This is a genomic window from Amycolatopsis sp. PSD-21 (genome assembly GCF_055561455.1).
The window spans coordinates 2,673,041-2,696,574 of sequence record NZ_CM145712.1 but is presented as its reverse complement, the minus strand read 5'-3'; the positions used below and the strand labels follow the sequence as shown (position 1 = coordinate 2,696,574).

General features: G+C 65.7%; 27 protein-coding genes and 1 pseudogene. 15 read left to right on the top strand and 13 right to left on the bottom strand.

The features are described 5' to 3' along the window. Nucleotides 1-181: 181 nt before the first annotated feature. Nucleotides 182-1,057 (bottom strand): FG-GAP repeat domain-containing protein, encoded by an 876-nt coding sequence (locus ACZ1DY_RS13050; RefSeq protein ID WP_126729435.1) that lies wholly within the window; start codon nucleotides 1,055-1,057, stop codon nucleotides 182-184. Here ACZ1DY_RS13050 and ACZ1DY_RS13045 point away from each other — a divergent pair. Genes ACZ1DY_RS13045 through ACZ1DY_RS13035 form a run of 3 tightly spaced genes read left to right on the top strand, consistent with a single transcriptional unit; the run spans nucleotide 969 to nucleotide 3,153 of the window. Next, the gene (locus ACZ1DY_RS13045) at nucleotides 969-1,808 is read left to right on the top strand and encodes a helix-turn-helix domain-containing protein (RefSeq protein ID WP_465484519.1); all 840 of its coding nucleotides are present in this window, start codon (nucleotides 969-971) and stop codon (nucleotides 1,806-1,808) included. The genes ACZ1DY_RS13050 and ACZ1DY_RS13045 overlap by 89 nt on opposite strands. A 33-nt stretch (nucleotides 1,809-1,841) precedes the next feature. Then, entirely contained in the window at nucleotides 1,842-2,249 is a 408-nt protein-coding gene (locus tag ACZ1DY_RS13040; protein ID WP_465484518.1) for a hypothetical protein, read from the top strand. Between the two features lie 25 nt (nucleotides 2,250-2,274). Continuing rightward, nucleotides 2,275-3,153, top strand: coding sequence for a phosphotransferase (locus ACZ1DY_RS13035; RefSeq protein WP_465484517.1), 879 nt, complete (start codon nucleotides 2,275-2,277; stop codon nucleotides 3,151-3,153). 7 nt (nucleotides 3,154-3,160) lie between these two features. On the opposite strand, the gene ACZ1DY_RS13030 is transcribed toward ACZ1DY_RS13035, so the two are convergent. The 4 genes and pseudogenes from ACZ1DY_RS13030 to ACZ1DY_RS13015 all read right to left on the bottom strand — a co-directional run. Then, nucleotides 3,161-3,478: a hypothetical protein gene (locus ACZ1DY_RS13030; RefSeq protein WP_257488225.1), complete on the bottom strand. Its 318-nt coding sequence runs from the start codon at nucleotides 3,476-3,478 to the stop codon at nucleotides 3,161-3,163. A gap of 86 nt (nucleotides 3,479-3,564) precedes the next feature. Further along, the gene (locus ACZ1DY_RS13025; RefSeq protein WP_465485842.1) at nucleotides 3,565-4,251 is read right to left on the bottom strand and encodes a hypothetical protein; all 687 of its coding nucleotides are present in this window, start codon (nucleotides 4,249-4,251) and stop codon (nucleotides 3,565-3,567) included. A 131-nt stretch (nucleotides 4,252-4,382) separates the two neighbouring features. Continuing rightward, nucleotides 4,383-4,649: a response regulator transcription factor gene (locus tag ACZ1DY_RS13020; protein ID WP_465485650.1), complete on the bottom strand. Its 267-nt coding sequence runs from the start codon at nucleotides 4,647-4,649 to the stop codon at nucleotides 4,383-4,385. An 883-nt stretch (nucleotides 4,650-5,532) separates the two neighbouring features. Then, nucleotides 5,533-5,706, bottom strand: a pseudogene (locus ACZ1DY_RS13015) (helix-turn-helix domain-containing protein); the annotation flags it as partial. Between the two features lie 1,406 nt (nucleotides 5,707-7,112). On the opposite strand from ACZ1DY_RS13015, the gene ACZ1DY_RS13010 reads away from it, so the two are divergent. The 6 genes from ACZ1DY_RS13010 to ACZ1DY_RS12985 all read left to right on the top strand — a co-directional run bounded on the left by ACZ1DY_RS13010 (nucleotide 7,113) and on the right by ACZ1DY_RS12985 (nucleotide 10,515). Further along, entirely contained in the window at nucleotides 7,113-7,424 is a 312-nt protein-coding gene (locus ACZ1DY_RS13010) for a hypothetical protein (protein ID WP_465484516.1), read from the top strand. Nucleotides 7,425-7,481: 57 nt separating this feature from the next. Beyond that, nucleotides 7,482-7,730 (top strand): hypothetical protein, encoded by a 249-nt coding sequence (locus tag ACZ1DY_RS13005; protein ID WP_465484515.1) that lies wholly within the window; start codon nucleotides 7,482-7,484, stop codon nucleotides 7,728-7,730. Nucleotides 7,731-7,805: 75 nt separating this feature from the next. Further along, on the top strand, nucleotides 7,806-8,048 hold the full coding sequence (locus ACZ1DY_RS13000) for a hypothetical protein (RefSeq protein ID WP_465484514.1): 243 nt from the start codon (nucleotides 7,806-7,808) through the stop codon (nucleotides 8,046-8,048). Nucleotides 8,049-8,163: 115 nt separating this feature from the next. Then, nucleotides 8,164-9,027, top strand: a complete 864-nt coding sequence (locus ACZ1DY_RS12995; RefSeq protein ID WP_465484513.1) for a helix-turn-helix domain-containing protein — start codon at nucleotides 8,164-8,166, stop codon at nucleotides 9,025-9,027. A 199-nt stretch (nucleotides 9,028-9,226) separates the two neighbouring features. Then, nucleotides 9,227-10,000 carry a DUF5753 domain-containing protein gene (locus tag ACZ1DY_RS12990; protein WP_465484512.1) on the top strand — a complete coding sequence of 258 codons (774 nt, stop codon included), beginning with the start codon at nucleotides 9,227-9,229 and terminating at the stop codon, nucleotides 9,998-10,000. After that, nucleotides 9,997-10,515 (top strand): hypothetical protein, encoded by a 519-nt coding sequence (locus tag ACZ1DY_RS12985; protein WP_465484511.1) that lies wholly within the window; start codon nucleotides 9,997-9,999, stop codon nucleotides 10,513-10,515. Before ACZ1DY_RS12990 ends, ACZ1DY_RS12985 begins: the two co-directional genes overlap by 4 nt. A 44-nt stretch (nucleotides 10,516-10,559) precedes the next feature. On the opposite strand, the gene ACZ1DY_RS12980 is transcribed toward ACZ1DY_RS12985, so the two are convergent. After that, nucleotides 10,560-10,919, bottom strand: a complete 360-nt coding sequence (locus ACZ1DY_RS12980; RefSeq protein WP_465484510.1) for a hypothetical protein — start codon at nucleotides 10,917-10,919, stop codon at nucleotides 10,560-10,562. A 12-nt stretch (nucleotides 10,920-10,931) separates the two neighbouring features. Next, entirely contained in the window at nucleotides 10,932-12,239 is a 1,308-nt protein-coding gene (locus ACZ1DY_RS12975) for a helix-turn-helix domain-containing protein (protein WP_465484509.1), read from the bottom strand. A gap of 261 nt (nucleotides 12,240-12,500) precedes the next feature. On the opposite strand from ACZ1DY_RS12975, the gene ACZ1DY_RS12970 reads away from it, so the two are divergent. The 6 genes from ACZ1DY_RS12970 to ACZ1DY_RS12945 all read left to right on the top strand — a co-directional run bounded on the left by ACZ1DY_RS12970 (nucleotide 12,501) and on the right by ACZ1DY_RS12945 (nucleotide 17,337). Beyond that, a complete protein-coding gene (locus tag ACZ1DY_RS12970) occupies nucleotides 12,501-12,626 on the top strand; it encodes a hypothetical protein (protein ID WP_360971607.1) in 126 nt (41 codons plus the stop codon). Nucleotides 12,627-12,698: 72 nt separating this feature from the next. After that, a complete protein-coding gene (locus tag ACZ1DY_RS12965) occupies nucleotides 12,699-14,261 on the top strand; it encodes an asparagine synthase-related protein (RefSeq protein ID WP_465484508.1) in 1,563 nt (520 codons plus the stop codon). Continuing rightward, complete coding sequence (locus ACZ1DY_RS12960; protein ID WP_465484507.1) at nucleotides 14,258-14,992, top strand: class I SAM-dependent methyltransferase; 735 nt, start codon at nucleotides 14,258-14,260, stop codon at nucleotides 14,990-14,992. Before ACZ1DY_RS12965 ends, ACZ1DY_RS12960 begins: the two co-directional genes overlap by 4 nt. Before the next feature lie 365 nt (nucleotides 14,993-15,357). After that, the gene (locus ACZ1DY_RS12955) at nucleotides 15,358-15,768 is read left to right on the top strand and encodes a hypothetical protein (protein WP_465484506.1); all 411 of its coding nucleotides are present in this window, start codon (nucleotides 15,358-15,360) and stop codon (nucleotides 15,766-15,768) included. Nucleotides 15,769-16,195: 427 nt separating this feature from the next. Beyond that, nucleotides 16,196-16,672, top strand: a complete 477-nt coding sequence (locus tag ACZ1DY_RS12950) for an NUDIX hydrolase (protein WP_465484505.1) — start codon at nucleotides 16,196-16,198, stop codon at nucleotides 16,670-16,672. Then, the gene (locus tag ACZ1DY_RS12945) at nucleotides 16,669-17,337 is read left to right on the top strand and encodes a hypothetical protein (protein WP_465484504.1); all 669 of its coding nucleotides are present in this window, start codon (nucleotides 16,669-16,671) and stop codon (nucleotides 17,335-17,337) included. The genes ACZ1DY_RS12950 and ACZ1DY_RS12945 overlap by 4 nt, the downstream gene beginning before the upstream one ends. A 167-nt stretch (nucleotides 17,338-17,504) precedes the next feature. On the opposite strand, the gene ACZ1DY_RS12940 is transcribed toward ACZ1DY_RS12945, so the two are convergent. From ACZ1DY_RS12940 to ACZ1DY_RS12915, 6 genes are read right to left on the bottom strand one after another with little or no spacing between them, the layout of a single operon-like run. Then, entirely contained in the window at nucleotides 17,505-18,113 is a 609-nt protein-coding gene (locus tag ACZ1DY_RS12940) for a TetR/AcrR family transcriptional regulator (RefSeq protein WP_465484503.1), read from the bottom strand. Beyond that, entirely contained in the window at nucleotides 18,110-18,343 is a 234-nt protein-coding gene (locus tag ACZ1DY_RS12935; RefSeq protein ID WP_465484502.1) for a ferredoxin, read from the bottom strand. The genes ACZ1DY_RS12940 and ACZ1DY_RS12935 overlap by 4 nt, the downstream gene beginning before the upstream one ends. Then, nucleotides 18,336-19,451, bottom strand: coding sequence for a flavodoxin-dependent (E)-4-hydroxy-3-methylbut-2-enyl-diphosphate synthase (ispG, locus tag ACZ1DY_RS12930; protein ID WP_465484501.1), 1,116 nt, complete (start codon nucleotides 19,449-19,451; stop codon nucleotides 18,336-18,338). Before ispG ends, ACZ1DY_RS12935 begins: the two co-directional genes overlap by 8 nt. A 23-nt stretch (nucleotides 19,452-19,474) precedes the next feature. Beyond that, nucleotides 19,475-20,755, bottom strand: coding sequence for a glycosyltransferase (locus ACZ1DY_RS12925; RefSeq protein ID WP_465484500.1), 1,281 nt, complete (start codon nucleotides 20,753-20,755; stop codon nucleotides 19,475-19,477). A gap of 6 nt (nucleotides 20,756-20,761) precedes the next feature. Next, nucleotides 20,762-22,480, bottom strand: coding sequence for a prenyltransferase/squalene oxidase repeat-containing protein (locus tag ACZ1DY_RS12920; RefSeq protein ID WP_219151781.1), 1,719 nt, complete (start codon nucleotides 22,478-22,480; stop codon nucleotides 20,762-20,764). A gap of 10 nt (nucleotides 22,481-22,490) precedes the next feature. Further along, nucleotides 22,491-23,534, bottom strand: coding sequence for a UbiA family prenyltransferase (locus ACZ1DY_RS12915; RefSeq protein ID WP_465484499.1), 1,044 nt, complete (start codon nucleotides 23,532-23,534; stop codon nucleotides 22,491-22,493).

The following is a 23,534-nucleotide window of genomic DNA, read 5'->3' as shown; positions in this document are numbered from 1 at the left end:
CACCTTCCCTGCTCGTTCTCCGCTCCGGTCGGAGCCACGGCAGGACGTTAGCCGAACTCGCACCCACTGTGTGGCACTTTCACCTAAAGTGTCACTACTGGCTGGTCAAGGGGCTGCTGTTGATCCACATCCGGACACCTCCGTCCTCCGCACGCGGAAGACGGAGGTTCCCGTTCACGACTCAGACCGGGATGTCGCCTGCCGTCCCCCACTGGGTGGTGAACAGGCCGAGGCCGTACCAGGTCCCGTTCGACGGCCGCCACACCACGAAGTCCGCTCGCGGATCGCCGCCGAAATTGCCCGCCATGGGCACGTCACCGGCCACACCCCATTGCTGGGTCGCGATCCCGAGCACGTACCAGACACCGTTGCCCGGCCGCCAGACGGCGAAATCGGCACGTCCGTCGGCATTGAAATCACCGGCGACCGGAATATCGCCCGAGACGCCCCATTGCTGCGTCGCGATTCCCCGCACGTACCAGACGCCGTCGCTCGGCCGCCAAACCGTGAAGTCGGCGCGCCCGTCGGCATTGAAATCACCGGCGACCGGAACGTCACCGGCGACACCCCATTGCACCGTGGCGATACCGAGCACGTACCACGTGCCATTACTCGGCCGCCACACCGCGAAATCGGAACGGCCGTCACCGTTGAAATCGCCGGTCAGCGGAACGTCGCCGGACACGCCCCACTGCTGGGTCACCACCGCGCCGGTGCTGCTCTGGATGACGTACCAAATACCGTTGCTCGGCCGCCACACGGCGAAGTCGGCCCGACGATCGCCGTCGTAGTCCGCGGCCACCGGCACGTCGCCGGAGACACCCCACTGCTGGGTCACGACACTGCCGTTGCTGCTGCGGATCACGTACCAGAAACCGTTGCCAGGACGCCAAACCGCCTTGTCGGCGAAGCCGTCGCCGTCGAAATCCGCGGCTGTCTTCTGAGACGGCGGCGAGGCGGCGATACCGATGTCGTCCGCGCTCGCGGCCGCCGGTATCGCCAGCAGGCCCGCGAGCAGACCCGCCAACGCCGTACCCAGCCGAATGGATCTTCGCATTTTGCCGGAACCTCTTTCCGTTCGGTGGACGCACTCTTCCCAGCCCGCGCTTTTTGACCGAAGATACGGACCGGGGCAGTTCCAGCCTGACACCGGCGGCGTGACCTTGTCAGCAAGGATTCCGTCCAACGGACCGCGCGAGGGGATTTCAATGGAGACCAAGAGAAGACCCAGAAGCGTCCTCGAAGGCGCCTTCACCCTATTGGATGCCTTGGTACGACATCAAGGTGAAGCAGGATTGACCCAGCTGGCCAATTCCTGTTCGATACCGAAATCGACGGCATATCGATTGCTCGAGCAATTGACCGCACTGGAGGTTGTCCAGCGCAGCGAAAACCGCTATCGCGTCGGTGCGCAGGCATTCCGGCTCGGCCAATCGTGGCAACCGTATCCGCGCCTGCTGGAACTCGCGCGCGGCGAACTCCGGCGCCTGGCCGCGGCCACCCGGGCCAGTTCGGTACTCGCCGTCCCCTGCGACGGCCGCATCCTGATCGCCGCCGCCAGCCTCACCCGGCCCGAAGACGGCGTCCTGCTCCGGCCAGGATCGACCGTGCCCCAGCGCACCGGCCGGTTCTGCCCCACCTGGCAGGCCGAACACGAGCTCGTCGCCGTCGAAGCGTCCGTCCGGCTGCCGACCGGCCGGACGATCGGTTCGATCGCGACCGTGCTCACGGTGCCCCGGACCCCCGTCACGATGACCGACACCGTCGCCCGCGCAGCCCGCACCCTCGGCGCGGCGCTGGCGGGCTGAGCGACGTGCGAGATCTCGCGCTACGGTCCTCTCGTGACTCCGGCCGAAGCCCGCGAAGCCCTCCTGTTCCACTCCGGCGCGCACGCGGATGTGGACGATCCGCGGTGGCAGAAGGGGTTTCTCGGGTCTTTGCGACCCTTCAGTGGCTTACGCGAAGAGAACTACCATGAGGTGATGGCCGCGTTGCGGGCCCTCACCGAACAGCTGCAGGCCGACTCGGTGCCGCGTGAAGTCGTTTCCGCCGTGGTCGGAATCTGTCACTTCGCGCGGGCCTGGGGCGTCGCGCCCGACGGCATGCTCCGCGGGAACGGCCTGATCGGCGACGAGGACGCGGCGCGCCTCGAGGAGTGGATCTGGACCATTTCCTATGCGCTGTCGATGATCTTGGACGGCGACGCGGCGGAGGCCTTCGACGAGTACGACCGTGAATGTCGCCCGTAGGCCGGACTGGCTGTCCGGGTGGTGCGTGGAACACCTGGGAGCCGAGCCGGTCGCCGTGCTGTTCGAGGCGCGGTCGATATCGGCGGTGTTCGGGCTGCGCCTGGCCACCGGGCGCGACGTCGTGGTGAAGGCGCGGGAAGACGACGGCCGCGCCGCGTCGTGTGTCGCCGCGCAGGCCCTGCTGGCCGACCGGGGATTCCCGTGCGCCCGGCCGATCACACCCGCGACGGGCGTGGGGGCGCTGGCCGTGCACGCCGAGGAATCCAGGCCCGGCGGTGAATTGCTGCGCGGTGACTCACCGGACGTCGCCGCCCGCTACGCGGCGGTGTTCGCGCGGCTGATGGACGGGCTGGCCGGCGTGGCCGTCTCGCCGCCACTGCCGAATCCCCGCTGGATCCGCTGGGACCACACGGATCCCGGGTTGTGGCCGTCCATCGAGGACCTCGACCGGCGGGATCAGCACGCCGTGCCCGCGTACGTCGTCGAGACGGCCGGGCGGCTCCGCGAACGACTGCTCGCCGCGGACCTGCCCCGCGTACTCGGTCACGCCGACTTCGAAGCGCAGAACCTCCGCTGGCGGGACGGCCATATCTGGGCCGTGCACGACTGGGACAGCATGGCGTGGCAGCCGGAGGCGGCGCTGGCGGGAGCGGCGAGCGCGGTCTTTCCCAAGACCGGGCCCGCCCTGCTGCCGCCGATCGAAAGCTCCGAGGCGTTCTTGGCCACCTATCAGGACATCCGGGGCCGCCGGTTCACCACGGAGGAGCAGGAGGTCGCGTGGGCGGCGAGCCTGTGGCCGGCGGCCCATGACGTCCGCTGGGAAACGCTGCACGGCACTCCCCCGGGTTCGCATGACGCCGTCCGTGCGCAGGTGACCGAACGCCTGCACCGCGCGAACGCCTGAAAGGAGATCAGCAGGCCTTGACGACGACCGCGTGCGCCTTGCTTCCGAGGTCGAGGACCCGCACGTTCCGGTTACCGGCGGGCACGCGGACCTGGTAGGTGCCGGGGTAGACCGGGTAGCCGAAGTAGCTGCCCGCCGGGGCCGCGCCGGTGCCCGCGATCATCGAGCCGTCGGTGCGGTGGATCGTGGTGGAGACCGCGCTGCCGCAGGTGTTGTAGATGATGATCTTGCCCTTGGTCGCGGCGGAGGCGGAGCCCGCGCCGAGGACCGAGATGACCAGGCCCGCGGTGGCAAGAACCGCGAAAGCGCGCCGGGTGGTCGTCATGGTGCTCCTCAGGATGTGCCGGGGTATCGGCCACAAGATATCCGCGGACGCGTCCGCGCACTGCCGGTCGAACGCACCACACGAGCTCAGTACTTCGGCGCCACCTTGCCGATGGCGGCGGTGGCCAGCGCGGTCACCCCGTCCTTGACGGGCGCTCCGTCGGTCTGGTTGGTGTAGTCGACGTGGTACACGATGTTGCGGTACCGGGCGGTCACCGCCACCGAGTGGCCGCGTTTCCCGTGCTCGACGAGCAAAGCCTCGTCGGCGTCCTTCACGTTCACCGAGACCCCGTTCCGGACCCGGCGTTTCAGGTGTTCCTTCGCGGCGTCCACCCCGGACTTCGTGCGTGTGGCGCGGTAGACGTAGCTGGTGACGATCACGTGCGCCGCCCGGACCTTGTCCTTGATGAAGGTGTCGGTGTTGTTCCAGGCGCACTGCCCCTGTTCCAAGGAGTCCGAGGACGAATTGGCCGATCCTGCCTCGAAATCCGTCCGGCCGGGGATGTAGCGGGCCACCTCGCTCTTGTCGAAGACGGCACAACCGATCGGCGCCTTCGCCACGTCCTGTGAAGCGTCCACGGGCGGTGGCGCGTCGGAGTCGCCCTCCCTGACGAAGATCCAGTACCCGCCGAAAGCCAGCCCCAGCACCATGACCGTGCCCAGTGCCAGCAGCACGATCAGCAGCCCGGTCTTCTTCTTGCGAGGCGGCTGCCGGTGGTACTGCCACCCCGGTGGCGGCACGGGATAGGCCCCTGGCGGACCGGGCTGACTCATCGAACTCCCTCGGGCGTCTTCCTCGGCGCGGTGCCGCGGGCATCCGGTCCCCTCGACGCCGAATGCCCGCGACGCCCCCTGCTCCGTCGACGCTAGACCGCCCGCGGGCCCCGGGATGTCCGGTGAACGCCCTACATCGAAGCCTCGTTGAGCTCGGCTAGCGTGATGACGCCGTCGTCGAGTGCCCGGGTGACGAGCTGGCTCTTGGTGCGGGCTTCGCGTCCGACGTTCGAGTACTTCACGCGCACCCGGGCGATATGCGTGTCGACGGTCTTGACGGTGATGTGGAGTTTCGCGGCGACGAGTTCTTTGGAGGAGGCGGCGAACCATGCCCGCAGCACCTCGATCTCCCGTGGGGACAAACGTGGCCTGCCCGGGGAGTACCGCCAGACCGTCATCCGCGGCACTCATCGCCGCTCGCCCCAGATCCAGATGAACCTGCGATCGGCGCCCGACTAGCACATCCGGAAGTCGGTCCGTGTCCAGAAAAGAACCAAGTTCATAAGACCGCCGCGCATCGCCAAGTTGCACAGTGACGGACAACTCGTGGATCGCGACGTTGGTAGGTCCGAATCCCGTCCACAGGAAATTCCCCTCGCAGCCCAAGTCAGCAGCGAACTCGCTCGCTTGCCGCAGCCATTTACGCGCGTTCTGACTGGCACCGCTCCGGGCAGCCATGACCGCAGCCAGCAACGAGAGTGCGCCTTGTACGGAGATTTTCACTCGCACATCGTCGCCGCCCTTCGCTAACCGCAGGTCTTCGATGGCTTCTTCGACGACTTCTTCAGCATCACCAAGGTGCCCATTCAGCAACAGTGCACACGCGACTTGGTAACGGGCAATTCCGGTAACCTCGGCACTCCCGGCGTCCAACGCTGCCAGGTTTGCACGATCCGCGGCTAGCCACGCCAAACTGCCACTACCGAGTTTCGTCGCCAGCTTTGCAGCAGCAACGTAGCCATAAGCCTTCTGCATAGCCACTGAAGCGCTGGGCAACTGTCCATTGAGCCGGTCTATCACTTGCGGAAGCATCTTCGCGGCCGCCTCATAGTCGGCATGTTGATAAAGCCTGTGCGCCCGATTGACGGCTTGCATGAGCTGCCTCTGATCAGACGAATCCCCGGCGAGCGCGGACCGACCGATGATCGATCGCCGCAGGTCATCCAGCAGCGAAAGCTGGCTTCGAGGCGAACCAAAACCAGGATCGGTCGACGCTGATTTCGTGACCCGATGGCTTGACTGAATCTTGACCGTACGAAGCAGTCGGTCGAGCTCCGCGAGGGACAGGCGTAGAAGCTTGGCCACCTTAGGTCGCGTGGTCGGAATCGGCGCACTTGCACCGATCTCCCAACGGCCGACCGTGCTGACGTCGACGCCCAGTGCGAACGCGAACGTTTCCTGCGTGTACCCAGCAGCCGAACGGGCACGTGCCAAAGCGGAAGACTTCGTCGCCATCACTTTCCTGTCGCCACACATCGTTACAACAATACATTACCGCAGGTCAGCTGCCTGCGTGCAAGGTTCGTGCGTGGTTATTGCGTGGTTCGCGCCCTGGTCTGCGCCACGTGGCCATACCAATGTCGTGACATCACGTCCCCAAGGAGCTGATGTCTGTGACTACCGACTGCCTCGATCCGGTTGAGCGCGCATCCCGAGGCCGCGCGTTGCCGGTACGCGTCGACCCGCGCCCCGAGAGGTTTACGCCTTTGCCAGACAGCATCCGATTCTCCACGTCCTTTCCGCTGCCGACCGTCACAAGCCCCAGCTTGGCGTTGATGTCGCGAGTCCGTCAGGGCTTGTGCGGGTTGCGCACGGATCCTGCTAGCGCACCTTCATCGGCAGTCACGCCAACGGTATCCGCCCTATCGGCAGGTGATGTTCCGGTGCCAACGAAAGAATTCCCCCGGTTATCCATGCCCTGCGACCTATGCCAGGGAAACCTGTTTGCCCCCGACTGGGAAGGGTGGAGGGTAGGCCCTGATTCTGCACCATTCGGTGAGGTCTTCGTCTACCGGTGGCCGGATCATGCGGACGTATTGGTCGTCACTAGGCACATCTCCGCCGAAGCCTACCGAACTCCCTCACGAAGGGTGCCGACCCGTTCGCGCCTGAACCGATTTGCTGGTCGTTCGGCGGCAGGACCAAGGATTCCTTGCGACGACTCCTCGCTCTTCCTCACCCAGGGGACAGCAGGGCTCCGCATTGGGGGCAACGGTTTCATGGGACCGCGCGTGTTCCGTCGCCGTGGCGCCAGGCTGTATGGCGTCGCGTCGCTTTGTCCAGCCGGCAGCTTTGCAGTTGCGAGCCTTCGCCTGGACCACCGACCCTCCGGATTCCACCCGGTCCCGAGTGCGGCTGGAGCGCTGACCGTCGCCTTACACCACCCGATTCACAACCCGTTCTCGCCCATACCATCACAGGATTCCCATCATGCTCGAAAAACTTCGGCCTTCCGCTACGCCTGACACGTGCTCAGTGACATGCGCCATCACGAAGGTCGAGCACCAAGTGGCCAAGGATAAGCGGGCTGCGGGCAGACCGAACGTCGGGATGACCGCGCTTTGCGGTGCCGTGATCCTTCCTCAGATCGATGACTGGCCCTCGGGACGGGCCTGCCGAGAGTGTGGCCGGGCGCTCAAACGTCCCCGGGCTCAGGAGGCCACGACCGCGATTCCTCTCGATGTCCGAGACCTGTACGAGCGCGAAAGAAGGACCCCACCGCGACGTGGACGGGCTGGCCATCGACGACGCTGCGCTCTTGCCCGCCTGGTGCGGCGCCACTGTGGCACCACCACAACCCGGAGCGACATACCTGTGCCGAGGACCGGGAATCCCGTGGCCGCCGATACGAACGAGGCCGAATGAACCCGGACCCGTCGCCTCAATGGGAGCGCCCGCGGAGCGTCGAAGAGTGCCTCTCGTGTGATCGCGCCACTGCCAGCGGGTTCCATCCGCTATACCCCGGCGCGGCGGATCCACTCGCCGCCGCGTGGTACGTGCGGGTCGGCAGGAACTACACGGACGTCCTGTTCCTGCTTCCTGGCAAGCAGGCCTTCGCTCACCGCTACTCCGGAGACCACGTGGACAAGGGACCACGAGGTCGCGCCCAGCTGGCCGCGGGCGGCTCTGCGGACTCGGTCGTCGACGCGGTCCTGGAGTGGCCACGTGAGTAGGGCGATCGGGCGGCCTCACGACCGGCACCAGGCCCTGGATCCCAATGAACCGGTCTGGTGAGCGGCGTGGCCGGCCAGGTGATGCGCGGACCTCTCGACGGGGTCTGGCCGGAGCTGGTGGAGTACTGGTTCTTCCGCCGCGTTGTCCTGCACCGTGTCCCGCCTCGCTATCTGCGTCGGCTGCGCTACGGCCGGATCACCGTGAGCGTGAGCCACTGCGGGAAGCTCTGCGGCCCACCGTTCCCCACGGGCGAGCGGACAGTCACCTGGTGCGGCGCCTGCTACCCGCCATCATCCCAGCCATAGCCCCCACGGCTCCTCGTTCATCCGAGAACTCCAAAGCTCCGTGCCACCACTTACACCCCGAAAGGAACAGAATCCATGTCCCATCAACCCGCCGACAACACCGTCCTGCTCGAGACGATCAGTGGCCGCGACTACGCCGAGGTGTTCACGGCCGCGGCCGCCTGGTTCGCCGACTCCGCCCAGACCGACGTGGTCGTGTGGGGCCTCAACCTGGACGAGCAAGGCCCGCTGTACGTCGAGTCCGACGACCTGTTCTACCTGGAACTCTTCTACCAACGCTTCGACAGGCCCCGCCTCATGCGCGAGACCCTCGAATGAGCCATAGCCGTGATTCGGCGTCACTGGCGAAACTCCGCTAGAGCGGGCGCCGTACACGACGAAGCCCTCACCGAGCCCAGCGACGCCCCGAGAAATATCATGAGGAACTGCGAGCATGAGCAGAAAAAACATCAATTCTTTATCCACCGCGAAGAGGAGAGAGCTGGGTATCGAGCTCCAGCGAATCCGCAAGCGGACTGGGATCGACGGAGGGACGTTGGGGGAATTACTGGATTGCAACGCGTCCACCATCTCACGCTTGGAGAACGGTCTCAGCAAGGTTGAAGATGGAAAAGTCGCGCTCTATCTGGCACGAACCAACGCAACGCCCACCGAACTCGAGGAGCTCGTGGCTTTGGATCGCCGCGCAGATGACGGCTATCAGGTCAGGCCTCACCCCGCAGGCTTCCCCGACGATCTTCCCATCGTCGCCATGCTCGACCGTGAAAGTACCTTCATTACGAGCTACGAGCCCGTGGAGGTACCACGTCGCCTCCAGATCGAACCCTACATTCGCGATGTCCTTAGCCAGCACGGGCACGACAAGCACACACTCGGCGCAGCGGTGATGACTCGGCTCTCACGCCACCCATCCTCACTGCAGCCGCCAGGCTCGTTCACCTTCTACATCTCCGAGGCAGCGCTCCGCGACAACACCGAAAATCCCGTAGTCATGCGGCAACAGCTGACACATCTGGTCACCGTGTCCTCGCTGCCACATTTCCGCATCCATCTCGTCCTAGCAGACGCACCCCTGACGGACATTCGTACCGGGTTCACCTTCTTCCGGCACGACGAATATCGCCCCGTGCTGCATCACCAACTCCCTACCGTCAGCTTATTCCTTGAACACGAGACCGAAGTCAGCTTCTACGAGAGTTACGAGAAACTCATCACCGGTTTCGCGCTCAGCCGCGAGGAGACCCGACTCTGGATGAAAGCACGGCTCGCACAGCTGGATCACAACCTTCGCGATTGACCCTGCACCGAAGGCCCACGATCCACCTCGCCCAGTATTGCACATAGCAAAGGGAACCATCACCCCATGACAAAGAATGTTTCCACCATCAAGCAACGAGAGCTGGGCTCCGAACTTCGCCGAATCCGCAAACGCGCAGGCTATCTCGCCACCCACATGGCCTCCATGCTGAATTGGGGGTGAGCCTGCGATTTCACACTTGGAGAACGGGACTCGAAAACTCCAAGACGGCAGAGTTGCACTCTTCCTCGCACGAGCGAAAGCGACCACCGAGGAGTTCGATCGCCTGGTGGCGCTCGATCGCGACCCCGACAACGGCTACCAGGTCAGGCCGCACCCGGCAGGGGTTCCCGACACACTGCCCGCCATCACCCTGCTTGACGCGGAAAGCACGTCTTACTCAACCTATGACGCAGTGGACATCCCCCGCCATCTGCAAATCGAGCCGTATGTTCACACCGCCCTCGGCAAGCATGGCCATTCGCAGGGTCCCGCGCTTGACGCCGCAGCGCAAGCACGCCTCACCAGAAACCCTTCAGCCACACACAAACCCGGTCCTTTCATCTTTTATGTTCCCGAGTCAGCCCTCCTCTCCACACTCGAGAATCCGGTCACCGCATGCGAACAGCTGGTGCACCTGATTCTGCTGTCTTCGCTTCCCCGGTGTCACATCCGCCTTGTTCCCGCCGATGCGCCAGTGGCCGAACTCGGTACCGGGTTCACCCTGTACCGGCACGAGGACCATCCCTCGGTCGTGCACCACCAGCTACCCACCGCCAGCCTCTTCTTCGAGAACGAACACGACGTCGCCTCCTACGAGCGACACTTGGAACAGCTCGCGGATCTGTCACTCGGCCGGCGAGAGACACGAGAATGGCTCTCTCGAACGCAAGCAGATGCCGAGCGACGTTTGGCCGATGCTCAACCGGTCGTGCTGAGCCGTTGCGCCACTGGGACGGCGGCCGGGACATGAGACTCCCCTACACCACCGACGATGAGCACGCTGCTGTCATCGCGGTCGGCCAGGAAATCAACCATCCGGACGCAGCACGCTGGCGAGCGATGACCACTCAGGACGAGCGACTCCGGCAGACTTACCGCGCGCTCGGCTTGCTGATCAAACAGGTCGAGGTTTCCTTCCTCAAGCGCAAGGCCGATCTGCGCGCCTTCGAGGGCACCCGCAAGGAGTATCGGCAAGCGGCAGCCGAGTACGAGAACTGGAAGTCACGAACGGTTCACTTCGCGAACCGCGCGCGTGAACGCCGGGCCGAGCTGGAGGACCGGGTCCGCCTCCTCAAGCAGAGCCACGGGTTCGACGAGATCCGGACGGCGCTACGGACCCTCGCGCAGGCTGTAGCCGACCACCGTGACACGATCCGCAGTAGCGACCGTCAGGAGACGACTGCGGACAGGATGTTGTGGGGTCGCCTCGATCTCTTGCCAGATGGCACCTTGGCAGATCGCGCCTCCAGTTCCACCGCCCCTTGATCTCGACCATGAGCGGCACGACGTCAGTACACGCTGGGCGGAGTTCAGACGTCCTGTTCGATGCGTTCGAAGATGTCGATGTCGGTGGCCTGCTGCCACTCGGGCAGAGCGTCCCAGTCGGCGACGTAGGACGGTTTCGGGTCGGGGAAGTGTTTGAAGATCTGGCCGATCCAGCACAGGGCGACGAAGCGGCCTTTCTGCTCTGGCGTGAGTTTGGCCGTCGCGCCGTTGGTGGTGGTGATGAAGGCGAGGACCTGGTCGTAGACGGCTGCGGCGGCGTCGCGTTCCCAGTCCGGTGTCTCGTCCCAGGGCGTGATGTAGCCGGGTTTCGGTTCGCCGGGGTAGTGCTTGCTGACTCCGGCGATCCAGGCTTCGCGGAACACTCGGCCACGGTCGTTGGGCATGGGTTTCCTCCACTAGGCGGCGTGGCCGCTTACCAGGTCGGCGATCTCGGCATCGAGTCGCTGAATGTTCTTGTCGGCGAGCATGGGGACAAGGTGTGGCTGGAGGTCGCGCAGTTTACGAGCGACCACTCCAGAGCCGGTCTTCCGAGCGGTGGCTAAGACTTCGTCGGCGTAAGTGACGACCTGCTCGGGATCGGCACGGTGGACGCCGATCATGGCCAGGTCGGTCAAGACGCCGGCTTTCCGCCGGGCGGTGAGAGGTGCGTTGAGCGCATCAGTCAGGGCCGCTTCGGCCAGGCCTAGCCGACCGAGTGTCACGAAGCAGGTGCCGCGCTCCTCGGCCAGGCGTGAGCCGTCGAAGCGGAGCCATCCGCCATTGTGGACCGGTCCTGTCAGGTGCTGGACTTCTGCCGCGGTCTCGAGCGCACGTTGACAGGCATCGAGATCGCCGAGGCCCGCGAAGGTTTCCGCTTGGACGGCGGCGACCCAGTGCTGGGTCGAGAGATCGGTGTCGCCCCGTGACGCGAGAGTTGCGGCCAAGTCGAGCAGCGGTACGGCCTCGGTGTACTGGTGTTCGTAGACGGCGATGAACGCGTGCCGGGTCAGCGCGCAGGCCCACAAGTCCGGCGCTCCGGCTTCCTTGCTCGCGGCCGCGGCCAGGGTGTAGCAGTGCGCCGCGTCGGTGTAGCGATCACCATCGAAATAGATCTCGCCCGCCAGCTGGAATAGGTCGGCGGCCAGCTGACAGAGCCGTCGCCGGGTCGCCGGTGTCTGCGACTGACGGAGGGCGTCGGTGAGCACGTCGAGCTGAGTGCGCACGAGCGGCAGTACTTGCAGCTTGTTCGACGCCATGCCGTATAGCCGCCACAGCTGCCCTGCGAACGCGGCGAATTCGTCCGCACCCTCCATGTCGAGAGCACCGCTGCCTGCTGCCGCAGCAGCCCGGTCGGCATCTACGGCCGCCGGCAGCGCCAGCAGCGCCCCTGTCGCGCTGAACAAGCGCAACAGGTCGCGACGGTTCATGTCGTCGGCCTCCGCAAGATCGGGTTGGACTACGGCTGCGGTCGCGGGGCGCGGCTCTGGCGCCGCCGCCTGCTCTAGCAACGTACCGAGTTCGTGCAAGGTCACGCCGAGAGCCTTCGCCATCCGAGGCCTGTGGACTGGGCTCGGAGTCACCTCACCTCGTTCCCATCGGCTCACGGTGGAGGACTCGACCTCCAGCTCGGCCGCGAAGGTTTCCTGCGTGTAGCCCATCGCTGTTCGCCGCGCGACGAAAGCGAGCCTTCGGTCGCCCATCATCACCACCGCCCCACTGGTCACCGATCACGATAGCCACCAGTCCACCGAGGCTGATCACCCTTCACTGAGCTGCACCCGTTCGGACTACCACCCCCCCACAGAGACATTTACGCAGGTCAGAGCCCCTATGCCTGATTAATGCCTTGCCGATGCCGGGTTCCTGCTCTGGCTGCCGCGACCCGGCGCAGCGTTGACTGAGTTCGTTGTAGCCCGAGCTGCCCCGTCCGGACTCTGGACCGCCGCGGGAGCTCTGAGCAAACGAACCGACAAGGGAGAAACGCGATGGACGTTGACGTGATGTTCACCGGAGAACTGGTGCTCGGTGTGCCCTCGGTGGAGGCGCTCTACGCCCCGAAGATGCCCGGCGACGCCGACGGATGCGACAAGGGCGACCACTGCGCCAGCTAGCCGATCACCACACCTCACTGCGGCTCGGGCGGCAGGTACTGCCCGAGCCGCACCGTGAAAGGGGCAGTACCCATGCTCTCGTTTCGCCTGGCACTGAACGCCGGCGCCGACCCGGCCTGGCGCTGGGACACTGACCGATGGCGCCGCGGTGACAGCTGGATACAACCGGTCGTTCACCCGGCACTGCGTCATGACATCGACAACCGCCCGGGGGGCACCACGATCCTCGTCCGTGACGCCGCAACCCAGCTGGTTCTGCCGGAGGTAACGACCCACAAGCCGAGCGCTGATGGCATGGTGGGTGCCGAGCGGGGTGACGCCCTGCTGCTCGGCATACAACCAGGACGGATCACTCTCACCTCTGGCATCGGCGGAACTGCGCCGCTCTACCTAGCCGTCGACGGAGACGTCCTGCATGGCACCTGGGACCTTCCCACGATTCGCCATCTCGCACGACGGTCCAGCCTTCTCGATCGCGCCGTGACCCGTGCACTGACCAGGCGGCACCGCTACAGCAGCGACACCCTGTTCACCGACGTCACGATGCTGACCGAACGAGCGACCGCGACGTTCACCGCAGCAGGCCTGAACATCGCATACCCACCCCCAGCCAAACACGTCACACGAGCCCGCGCCCTACGCCCCGGTGTTGACACGACAGCCGCACTCGCCCATCTGCTCACCGACGCGCTACACCCTTGGCAGGACCGCAGCGCGGCGTGGGGCCTCGAGCTATCCGGCGGCTTGGACTCCGGCACCGTCGCGGTCGCCGCCCGTACGGCCACCTCGACTCCGCTACGATCCTTCGGCCTCATCGTCAACGGTGCCCTCGGCGCCGAGCAGCACCGCCGCCGCGTGGCGATCGCCCGACAGGTCGACGCGGTCGACGACATCCTGCGGGCGCACGACCACGCGCCGTTCTGTGGGCACGGCATCCGCGCCAGCGGCGGCGCGCACGATCCGCGAGGCGAGTTCTACCGCGAGGCGTTCGAAGCCCTCGCCGACAGAGCTTCCCGCAGCGGCGTGGAGATCATGCTGACCGGCAACGGCGGCGACGAGATCATGGCGCCCCGCGTCGACGAGTTACCTCAACTACCGCCCCAACCCCTAACAGAAGTCCCATGGCTCGGGCCACGCGCCCGTGAAGCCGTCGCGGCTATCGACGACAACCTCGCTCCCTCCGCCGTGCTGCCGACACCGACCCTGATGAGCTTCGCCATCCACCACCCCGCCTACCTCAGGTCAGGAATCTGGCCCGTCGCCCCGCTCACCCACCCGCCCCTGATCCGGTTCGCCGAGCAACTCCCCCTCGACCTCCGCCGGCACAAGAAGCTCTACCGCGACTTCCTCACCCGTGCCGGCCTGCCAGCCCTAGTCACCCACCCGCGGCGAACCGAGCACTTCCGGGACCTGATGCAACACGGCCTGCGGCACAACGGACTCCAGTTGGCCGAGCGCCTACTGGCCGACGGAATGCTCCTTGCAGACCACGGCTTCATCGGCCCCGACGCGCTCCACCGCACTGTGCAGCACGCCCGCCAGAGCGCTACCGTGCCGTCCGTGCTGTGCGACACCCTCGTCCTCGAAGTCGGCCTCCGATCCCTGCAGGCTCCAACCAGCGCCCCGGCCGCATGAACCTGGCCGCCCACAACATCGCCTACCGGCGCCCCGACCTCTACGACGCCCTCACCCGCGGCAGCGCCGCCGCCGCGACCTGCCAGCACCTCATCCACCAGCACGGCACCGCAGCCAACGGCACTGTCCTCGACCTCGGCTGCGGCACCGCCCGCGACCTCGCCCAGCTCGCGACCACCCACCGCTGCGTCGGCGTCGACCTCCAACCAGCGCTCATTCACTACGCACGACAGCTGTATTCCGATCTGGACCTCCATGTCGGAGATCTGCGCACGGTGCGGATGGGCACCACCTTCGACACCATCACGTGCCTCGGAAACACCCTCGCCTACCTGCACCACAACGACGACATCCAGGCAGCGTTCACCACCTTCGCGGCCCACGCACACCCCGGCACCCTGTTGATCATCGTGACCCAAATCGCACCCAACACCACGGCCACGCCGAGGCGGAGCCGGATCGACGCGGCAGGAATACACGCCGACGTCACCACCGAGCACAACTGGGACGCCCGTACACAGATCTCCACCGTCCACCGCACCTGGCAGCTCAACAACGGCACCACTGAACACGACCTGCTCGAACGCCGCGTCCTCTTCCCCCGCGAACTCGAGCTCTACGCCACCATCGCCGGATTCACGCCCCTCGCACTGTTCACCGACCCGCATCACCCCGCCGGGCCACTGACCAGCTCCACAGCGCACTTCATCGCCACGTACAACCCGCGTTAACATCCAACGCAGGTCATAGGCATGTTGAACGCACCGTCGAGGCAGCAGAGCCTGCGACAACGCGAGCACGGTAAATGAACTGGCCAGTGCCAATTCCGCTGACACCAGGCTGGTCGAGCACCTACGCCGTTTCGCCAGTCTGACGTTAACGCACCGTTAGATATATTGGAGACGCCGGATCTCTGGCGTAACTTGACCTTCGCCTCCGTAGGGCGTCTCGAATCGAGGTGCTTGAGGAGCTGCTAAGAGGACACGAGAAGATGTCGACGTGCTTGCAGACTCCAAGCAGGAACTGTTGAACTGGCTACGTCATCGATCTTCTTCCTTCGCACGATCATCTCAGGTACCCGTGCACGGAAGCCTTGGTGACCGCTGTCGGCCGCTGGTTCACCCCGGCAGCGCTCCCGCCCGGGCGTCGGCTTGGCCTGCAACGCAGGTGCTTCACCAATGCGACCAGTCACAGCCGGCGCCACGGGCTGAGCTACGTGGAAGGGTTCGCGCTTGCCGACTCCGGTGTCGTGGCCGCTCACGCCTGGTGCGCTCATCCGGACGGCACCGTCGAGGACCCGACCTGGGGGGACGCGGGCCGCGCCTACCTCGGGATCGCCTTCACCCCGGATTACCTGGCTGAATTCGAGGCCCGCCGCGGAACTGTCACCGTCCTGTTCGACCAACACCTCGACGACATGCGACTTTTACGCGAAGGCTTGCCAGAGAACGCCTTCGCCGACAGCGGCATCCCACACCACCACACCCCGACCCCGGACGTCGGCTAACAGACAGATCACCACCACTTCGTCCAGCGCGATTCGTCGGGGACGACTCCTTGTTCGGTCTGGTGTGTGCAGGGGTGCGGGCTGGGTGGTCCGATGGCTCCGACGCGTGCCCAGAACGCGACCGAAATCGGGTCCTGCCCGATGGGAAGCGTCGTCCAGTCGTAGCGTGGCGCCCGGGCGGCCGCGGCGGCGACCAGTACCCGGCCGGCGCCGCGGCCTGAAGCAGCGCCTTGCTGAGACAACCAGCACCATCGAGGAACTTGTCGACTTCAAAGCCCAAGCCCTGTCCCGTCTCGCTGCACAGCACGATGAGATCACCCGCCTCCGAGCAACGCTCGGCACAACCCAGCCCGTTCGTCACCTGCGCACTCGAAACCGCATCGCCGGTCCATGCAGCTGACCACGATCAGAAGACAGGAGCATCCCCATGATCACCGCCCCGCCGAGAATCCGTGTCGCCGCCTACGTCATCCGCCCGAGACCACAGCCCGAACTTCTGATCTTCGAGCACATCGACGTCCCCGAAGCAGGACAACAGGTTCCAGCCGGAGGAGTGAACACCAACGAAGACCTCCCGACGGCAGTGCTGCGAGAAGTCACCGAGGAAACAGGGCTGACCGGCGTCACGATCGTCCGGGCGTTGACGACCGAGGACAAACCCCACCCCGAGACCGGACAACCACGCCGCACCACCTACTTCCATCTTCTGGCCCCCACCGACACAGCCGATGACTGGATACACCGCGTCGAGGGGAACGGCAGCGACACCGGCATGACGTTCGCCTGCCACTTCCACCCACTTCCTTTACAGCATCCGCTGGCTGACGATCAGGACGCCTGGCTCGAGCTGATCGATCCCGCGTTGGCCACGCAACCGCCCCGAACAGGACGACAAGCCACGTGATCTACACCACGCAGACTCGGCCGAATCGCCACACGACTACAGCAAGACTGTTGCGAACGCCCGGTCGAGGACGGCACTGCCCAAACACCACTCGAACCCGACCGCACACGACGACTGCGAAGACAAGCCGCTTCTTCGCCACCGAAGCCGTCACCAGCGGCCTCCCCGTCCACATCGCGGCACGCCTGCTCGGACACGCCTCCCTGGACACCACCCAGGCCTACGTCGCCGTCTTCCAGGAGGACCTGGTCCGCACCTACCGGGCATTCCTCGCCCAGCGTCGCGCGATCCGACCGACCGACGAGTACCGCGAACCAACCGACGAGGAATGGACTGAATTCCAGCAGCACTTCCAGGCACGCAAGCTGGAACTCGGCACCTGCGGCCGCCCCTACGGCTCCTCCTGCCAGCACGAGCACGCATGTATCCGATGCCCGGTCCTGCGCGTCGACCCCCGCCAACGCGCCCGTCTGGTCGAGATCGCGAACAACCTCCGAGACCGGATCCGCGAAGCCGAGCTCAACGGATGGCGAGGAGAGATCGACGGCCTCACCGCCAGCCTCAAAGCAGCCCACACCAAACTGGCCGCGCTCGATCAGCAGCCTGCTGGCTCCGCCCGGTCCGGGCCGGTGAGCATCAGGATGCCCGTCATCAAGAAATGCTAGCCAGTTAGCTCGAAGACGATCACAGATCGAGAGCCTCAACAGCAGAAGACATCGACGTCGCGGCAACATCGCTTACCGAGGCGACCCGCAACTGTGAAAAGGCCGCCAGGGCGCCTGGCAAGATCTTCCAGAACCTGTGGTTGCATCTCGCCCGGGCATTCGACGGCTCAGATCCGATCGCCGTCGCTAAGCGAAGGCGATGGTGCGGCTAGCAGATTCTTCGCCACTCCGGTGACCACAGCGCAGATGTCGCCGAAGTCGGCCGCCACGATGTTCTGGTCCTCGGTGATGTGACGGGCGATGCCGATACCGAGAAGCCACGCCAAGAGAAGACTTGCCCTCAGCCGCGCGTCAGGTGCGCCCGAGAGTGTTGCGAGCGCGTCGGTGTATCCGTCCCTGACCTGCTTTCGGCCCGCCGAAACCGTCCCAGGCTGGCCGGTGGAGAGCAGGATCGCTTTGACGATCTGATCAGATCCGGCGCCCGGGCCGACCGCCAGAAGTTCGCGCAGGATGACTTCGATCAGCCGGTCCGGTGGTGTCTCATCGAGCTGGGCCAGTGCACGCCGGGAGACGGCGGCGTCGAACAGCTCTTCCTTGGAGCCGAAGTAGCGGAACAACAGCGCTTGGTTGACCCCGGCGAGGTCGGCGATGTCGCGAACGGTGGCGGCGTCGAACCCGCGGTCCACGAAGAGCTTCATGGCCGCTTGGAGAATCGCTTCTTTGGTGGCGGCCGAGTTCCGCTTACGCCGGCGATCGGGCTGAAGGTCTTCGCTCACTCTTCGATGCCTTCGGGCGCTATGACCGCGCCAGTGAGAAGGTCTCGGACTCGGATCGCTTCGACCGGGCACCCCTCCGCTGCCTCCGCGACGACGTCATCGGCAGTGATCTCCGCGGTGACGGCTTGTGAGCCCGTAGCACCTTGTCGGAATCGTTGCGGCGCGGCAGCAATACACAGTCCAGAGTGGATGCACGCCTTCTCGTCGACCGAGAGAACCCAGTCAGCCACGCTCGTCTCCGTCTTCACCAGTCTGTTCGGCGATGCGCATGGCCTCTTCGATCAGCGTCTCGACGATCGCGTGCTCGGGCACGGTCTTGATGACCTCGCCCTTCACGAAGATCTGGCCCTTGCCGTTGCCCGAAGCGACGCCGAGGTCGGCCTCGCGCGCCTCGCCGGGCCCGTTGACGACGCAACCCATGACCGCCACGCGCAGCGGGACCTCCATGCCCTCGAGCCCGGCGGTCACCTGCTCGGCGAGCGTGTAGACGTCCACCTGCGCGCGGCCGCACGAGGGGCAGGAGACGATCTCCAGCTTGCGCTCCTTGAGATTCAGCGACTGCAGGATCTGGATCCCGACCTTGACCTCTTCCACCGGCGGCGCCGAGAGCGACACGCGGATGGTGTCACCGATGCCCTGGCGCAGCAGCGCGCCGAACGCGACGGCCGACTTGATGGTGCCCTGGAACGCCGGGCCCGCCTCAGTGACACCGAGGTGCAGCGGGTAGTCGCACTGCTCGGCCAGGATCTCGTACGCGCGCACCATGACCACCGGGTCGTTGTGCTTGACGGAGATCTTCACGTCGTAGAAGTCGTGCTCGGCGAACAGCGACGCCTCCCACAACGCCGACTCGGCCAGCGCCTCCGGGGTCGCCTTGCCGTACTTGTCCATGATCCGCTTGTCCAGCGAACCCGCGTTGACGCCGATCCGGATCGGGGTGCCGTGATCCTTCGCGGCCCGCGCGATCTCCTTGACCTGGTCGTCGAACTTGCGGATGTTGCCCGGATTCACCCGGACCGCCGCGCAGCCGGCCTCGATCGCGGCGAAGACGTACTTCGGCTGGAAGTGGATGTCGGCGATCACCGGGATCTGCGACTTCTTCGCGATCGCGGGCAGCGCCTCGGCGTCGTCCGCCGACGGGCACGCGACGCGGACGATGTCACAGCCCGCAGCGGTCAGCTCGGCGATCTGCTGCAGGGTCGCGTTGACGTCGGAGGTGAGCGTGGTGGTCATCGACTGCACCGAGATCGGGTGCTCGCTGCCGACGCCGACCGGCCCGACCTGCAGCTGTCGGGTCTTGCGACGCTCGGAGAGGACGGGAGGAGGAAGCGCTGGCATACCAAGAGCGACCGAACTCATGATCAAAACCCCCGCTCGGCGAGTCTGGCCACAGCCTTGGCGACACGGCCCGCGCCGTCTTCTCGCTCCACTGCGGCGGCCACCGCGCGAGCGGCAGCCGTGTGGACAGGATCGGTGACCGCGAGCCGCAAAGCGTCGGCGAGGCCGTCCGCGGTGAGCGCGCAGAACGGGATCGCCTTGGGCGCGACACCGAGCGCGACGATCCGGGAAGCCCAGAAAGGCTGATCGATCGTGACGGGTACCGGCACCGCGGGCACCCCGGCACGGAGCGCCGCGCCGGTGGTACCCGCGCCGGCGTGGTGCACGATCGCGGCCATCTGAGGGAAGAGCCAATCGTGGGGCGCGGCCCCGATCGTCAGGACGTCGTCGTTTCTCGCGTCGAGCTGGGCCCAGCCCGCCTGGATCACCCCGCGCAGGCGCGCCTTCCGGAGGGCGGCGGTGGCGAGATCCGCCAGCCGCTCGACCTCGCCGGGAGACATGCTTCCGAAGCCGATGAAGACCGGCGGGGGGCCGGCCGCGAGAAAGTCGGTCAAAGCGGCCGGTGGCGTCCATCGCTTGCCGCGCTGGGCCCACCAGTATCCGACCACCTCCATTCCGCGTCGCCAGTCTCGCGGGCGGGGGAAGACCGTGGGACTGAAACCGTGCATGACCGGCCATTCCCGCCTGGCTTGGCGACGTCGGGTGTCCGCATACCCGGCCGCAGGTACGCCGAGCTGCGCGCGGAGGCGGTCGACCGCCTTCACATACGCCTTGTTCGTGATCCTGAGGCCAATGTGTCCAGCCGCCTTGTTCCCCCACCATCCGTACGACCTGGCACCACCCATCGGCGGCGGGAACTGCCCCGTCGGCTCGGTGGGCCCCCAATAGATCCCCATGCTGGGGATTCGCCGAGCTTCGGCGAAGTGGTAGGCGAGCGGAGCGGCCGTGCCGGACAACAGGAGTACGTCGGTATCGTCCGGGACCGCGTCGATCAGCCCGCCGGCCACCTCGTACATCAGTTCACCGACGTCGCCGATGATCGCCTTGATCCGGCCTACCTGATCACGGGCCGACCTACGGGAGTACCCGGATCTTTCCCAGCTCTGAAACGCCTGTGAGGACACCAGAGCCGCAGGGTCGCCGGGGATCGGGCTGAAGTCGAAACCGCATGATTCCAGCTGTTCACCGAACACCTTGTGCGTGGCGAAGGTGACCTTCCAACCTTCCGCTTGCAGTCGTGCGCCGATTCCGGTGTACGGCGCGACATCACCTTGCGTTCCGGTTGTGATCACCACGGCACGCATGACGTTTCATACCTTCGTTCCGGCGATCCGGGCGCATTTGAGCCAGCGCCCGAGCGCGCGCAAGGAGTAGGTGTGTGCGATGAGATCGTCGCTGTAGTACAAGGTGTCGTAGTACAGCCCGACGCCTTGCGGGCGCCACGTGCCGCTCTTGTCCTGGTGGTCGAGTAACCACTCCACCGCACGCAGCACCTGGGGATCATCGAAAGGCCGTCCGCTGATGAGCAGCGAGAACAACGCCCAGCCGGTCTCTTCCGCGGTGCCGCCTTCGGGCGGACCCTCGATCACTTTGTCCGGCCAGGCACCGTCGGGTCGCTGGTGGCTGAGCAGCCAGTCGGCCGCCCTGGTCGCGACGGGGTGCTGCGCCATGCCGAGTTCGGCGTAGGTTTCGAGCACCTTCGCCGTTCCATGCGTCGAGTCGCGGAACCACAACGAAGAGAACGATCCGTCAGGTGCCTGGGTTTTCTCGAAGTACTTCAGCGCTCGCACCAGCGGAGAGCGTCCCTTGGCGCTGCCGCCGTGACGATCGAACGCCATGACGACGTGAGACGTCACTCCCGGGCAGGGGCCGTCGTGGATCATGGTCGAGTTGCGGACCCACTCCGACCATGAACCGTCGCGGTTCTGCATGCCCAAGAGCCAGTCCAGGCCCAGCTGAATGCCTTGGTCGCCGCGTCGCATCCCGAGTTCCGCAAGTGCGGTCAAAACGACCGCCGTGTCTTCCGACTCCGGCCATCCGGATGGTGAGGCCCAGGACCATCCGCCCGGCGCCATCTTCAACGGTGTGAACGGCTTCTTCCACTGGGTCGACAGCAACCAGTCTCGTGTTCCACGGAGACGCTCGTCCTTGCTGACGTCCACCATTTCAGCGAGCGCCAGCACGGCGTAGGAGGTCACGGCGATCTCGAGGTCGCGGTCGATCGGCCATGAGCCGTCCGGCCGGATGGTCGATAGCAGGAAGTCCAGGCAACCCTGCTGGATGTCGGCGCCGACGTCCTCCCCGGCGATGCGAAGGCCGCTGAACACCAACGCGCACATCAGCGCGCATTCTTCGATCCCGCCGTTGGGACCCATGACCTCACGAAGCCAGTCCAGTGCCTTGGGTTCAGCCAGCCGGTGGGCATAAGCCTTCAACGGGCTCAGAGGAAGCACCCGCGCCTGTCCGATGCCCAGCCCGAGTACGCCGGGCAAGACGATCGACGCCCGATTACGCAAACTGCTCGGCAGGAGCATCACTTCGAGCGGCTGGGAGGGCTGGATGGTGACGTCGCGCAAACCTTCCATCGCCCAGACGATCGGGACGATCTCCCGCCAGGTCCTGGGTCCGCCGTCGCTCAGGTCCGGGGTGATGAGCGCTTCCCCACCGTGTCGGTCGATGTAGGCCATGCCTCGTTCGATCACGTCGCGTGAACCGTCGGGGTCCAGCACCTTGAACGCGGCGACGGCGAACGCGGTGATGTGCTCGCTGCTCGGCGGGTCGGCGTCGACCAGGCTCCAACCCCCGTCAGCACGCTGGTTGTCCCGCAGCCATTTCAAGCCTCGCGTGATCTGGTCGCGGTGCGCCTCCCTGCCCGCCCGGCCCAGTGCCAGGAGACCGATCGCGGTGGAGATCGTCGATGACGACATCCGGTCGGTCCAGCCTCCGTCGGAACGCTGTCGTGCGAAAAGCCACTCAGTCGCCAGATCCGCCGACGCGACGACCCGCTCGAAGAGTCCGCTGTCCCCCATCACAACTCCCTCAGACCGCACTGGGTTTCGGATTGGACCGCTTGGCCTGCCATCTGCGGCTCGGCTCGTAACTGCCCCGCATCAGGAACAAGGACGACAGGAAGGTGGCACCGATGAACGGGATCATCAGCCCGAGACCGAGCCAGATGCCGCCCGCCGCGGCGACGACCGCCGAGGCGAGGACCAGGCGCTCGATGACGAGTACCTCATGGGACTTGAGGCCGGCCACTCGCGGGATCGGGGTTCCCGCACGATAGAGCATCACGATCGAAACCCACGTCATCACGACCGCGATCGCGATGAAGGGCGCGTAAGCGCCGTAGGAAAGCTCCGGCAGGACGACCAAGGGATAGCCGATCGCGAGCACCATCCACAGCACGTGCAGGACCACCATTAGGCGCAACGAGACCTTCTCGCCGTGGCGCACAGGGAAAGTTCGGTATCCCCCTTGCCGGTCTCCCTCGGCGTCGCAGATCGCACCGACCACATTGGACGCCGCGTCATGAAGCGCGAAGATCAACGCGAAGACGAACAAAGCCGGTGCGGGTGAAGGATTCGTCGAAAAGACACCGACAGCGAACGCGCACGCCGTGATCGCACCTCGGGCGAGATTGCCCCATGCGCCTCGCGCCTTGAGCACCTTGCTGTAGGCCACTCCGAAAGACAACGCCAAAACGACCATCGCCAGGTTGACGGGATTGAGCAGAACGGCGATGACCATCCCGAGCAGCACCCAGACGATCATTCCGGTGAGCGCGGTGCGCGGGCTCATCCGGCCGGACGGCAGAGGCCGCTGCGACTTGGTGATCTTGTCCAGCTCCCGGTCGAAGTAGTCGCCGCCGTACATAGCGGCGAACCAGCCGCAGGTCGTTGCCGCCCATGCCCCGATCAACTGCCAGACCGACCATGTCGGTGAAGCGACGACCGCACCCGCCACGCTCACGAGACCCGAATAGAAGACGAGGTCAGGTCGGCCCACTTCGAGGTGGGTCAAGAAGTGTTCCTTCATGGTCCGCTTAGGTCGGGCTCCGCTCCGGCTACCGGCCACAGTCAT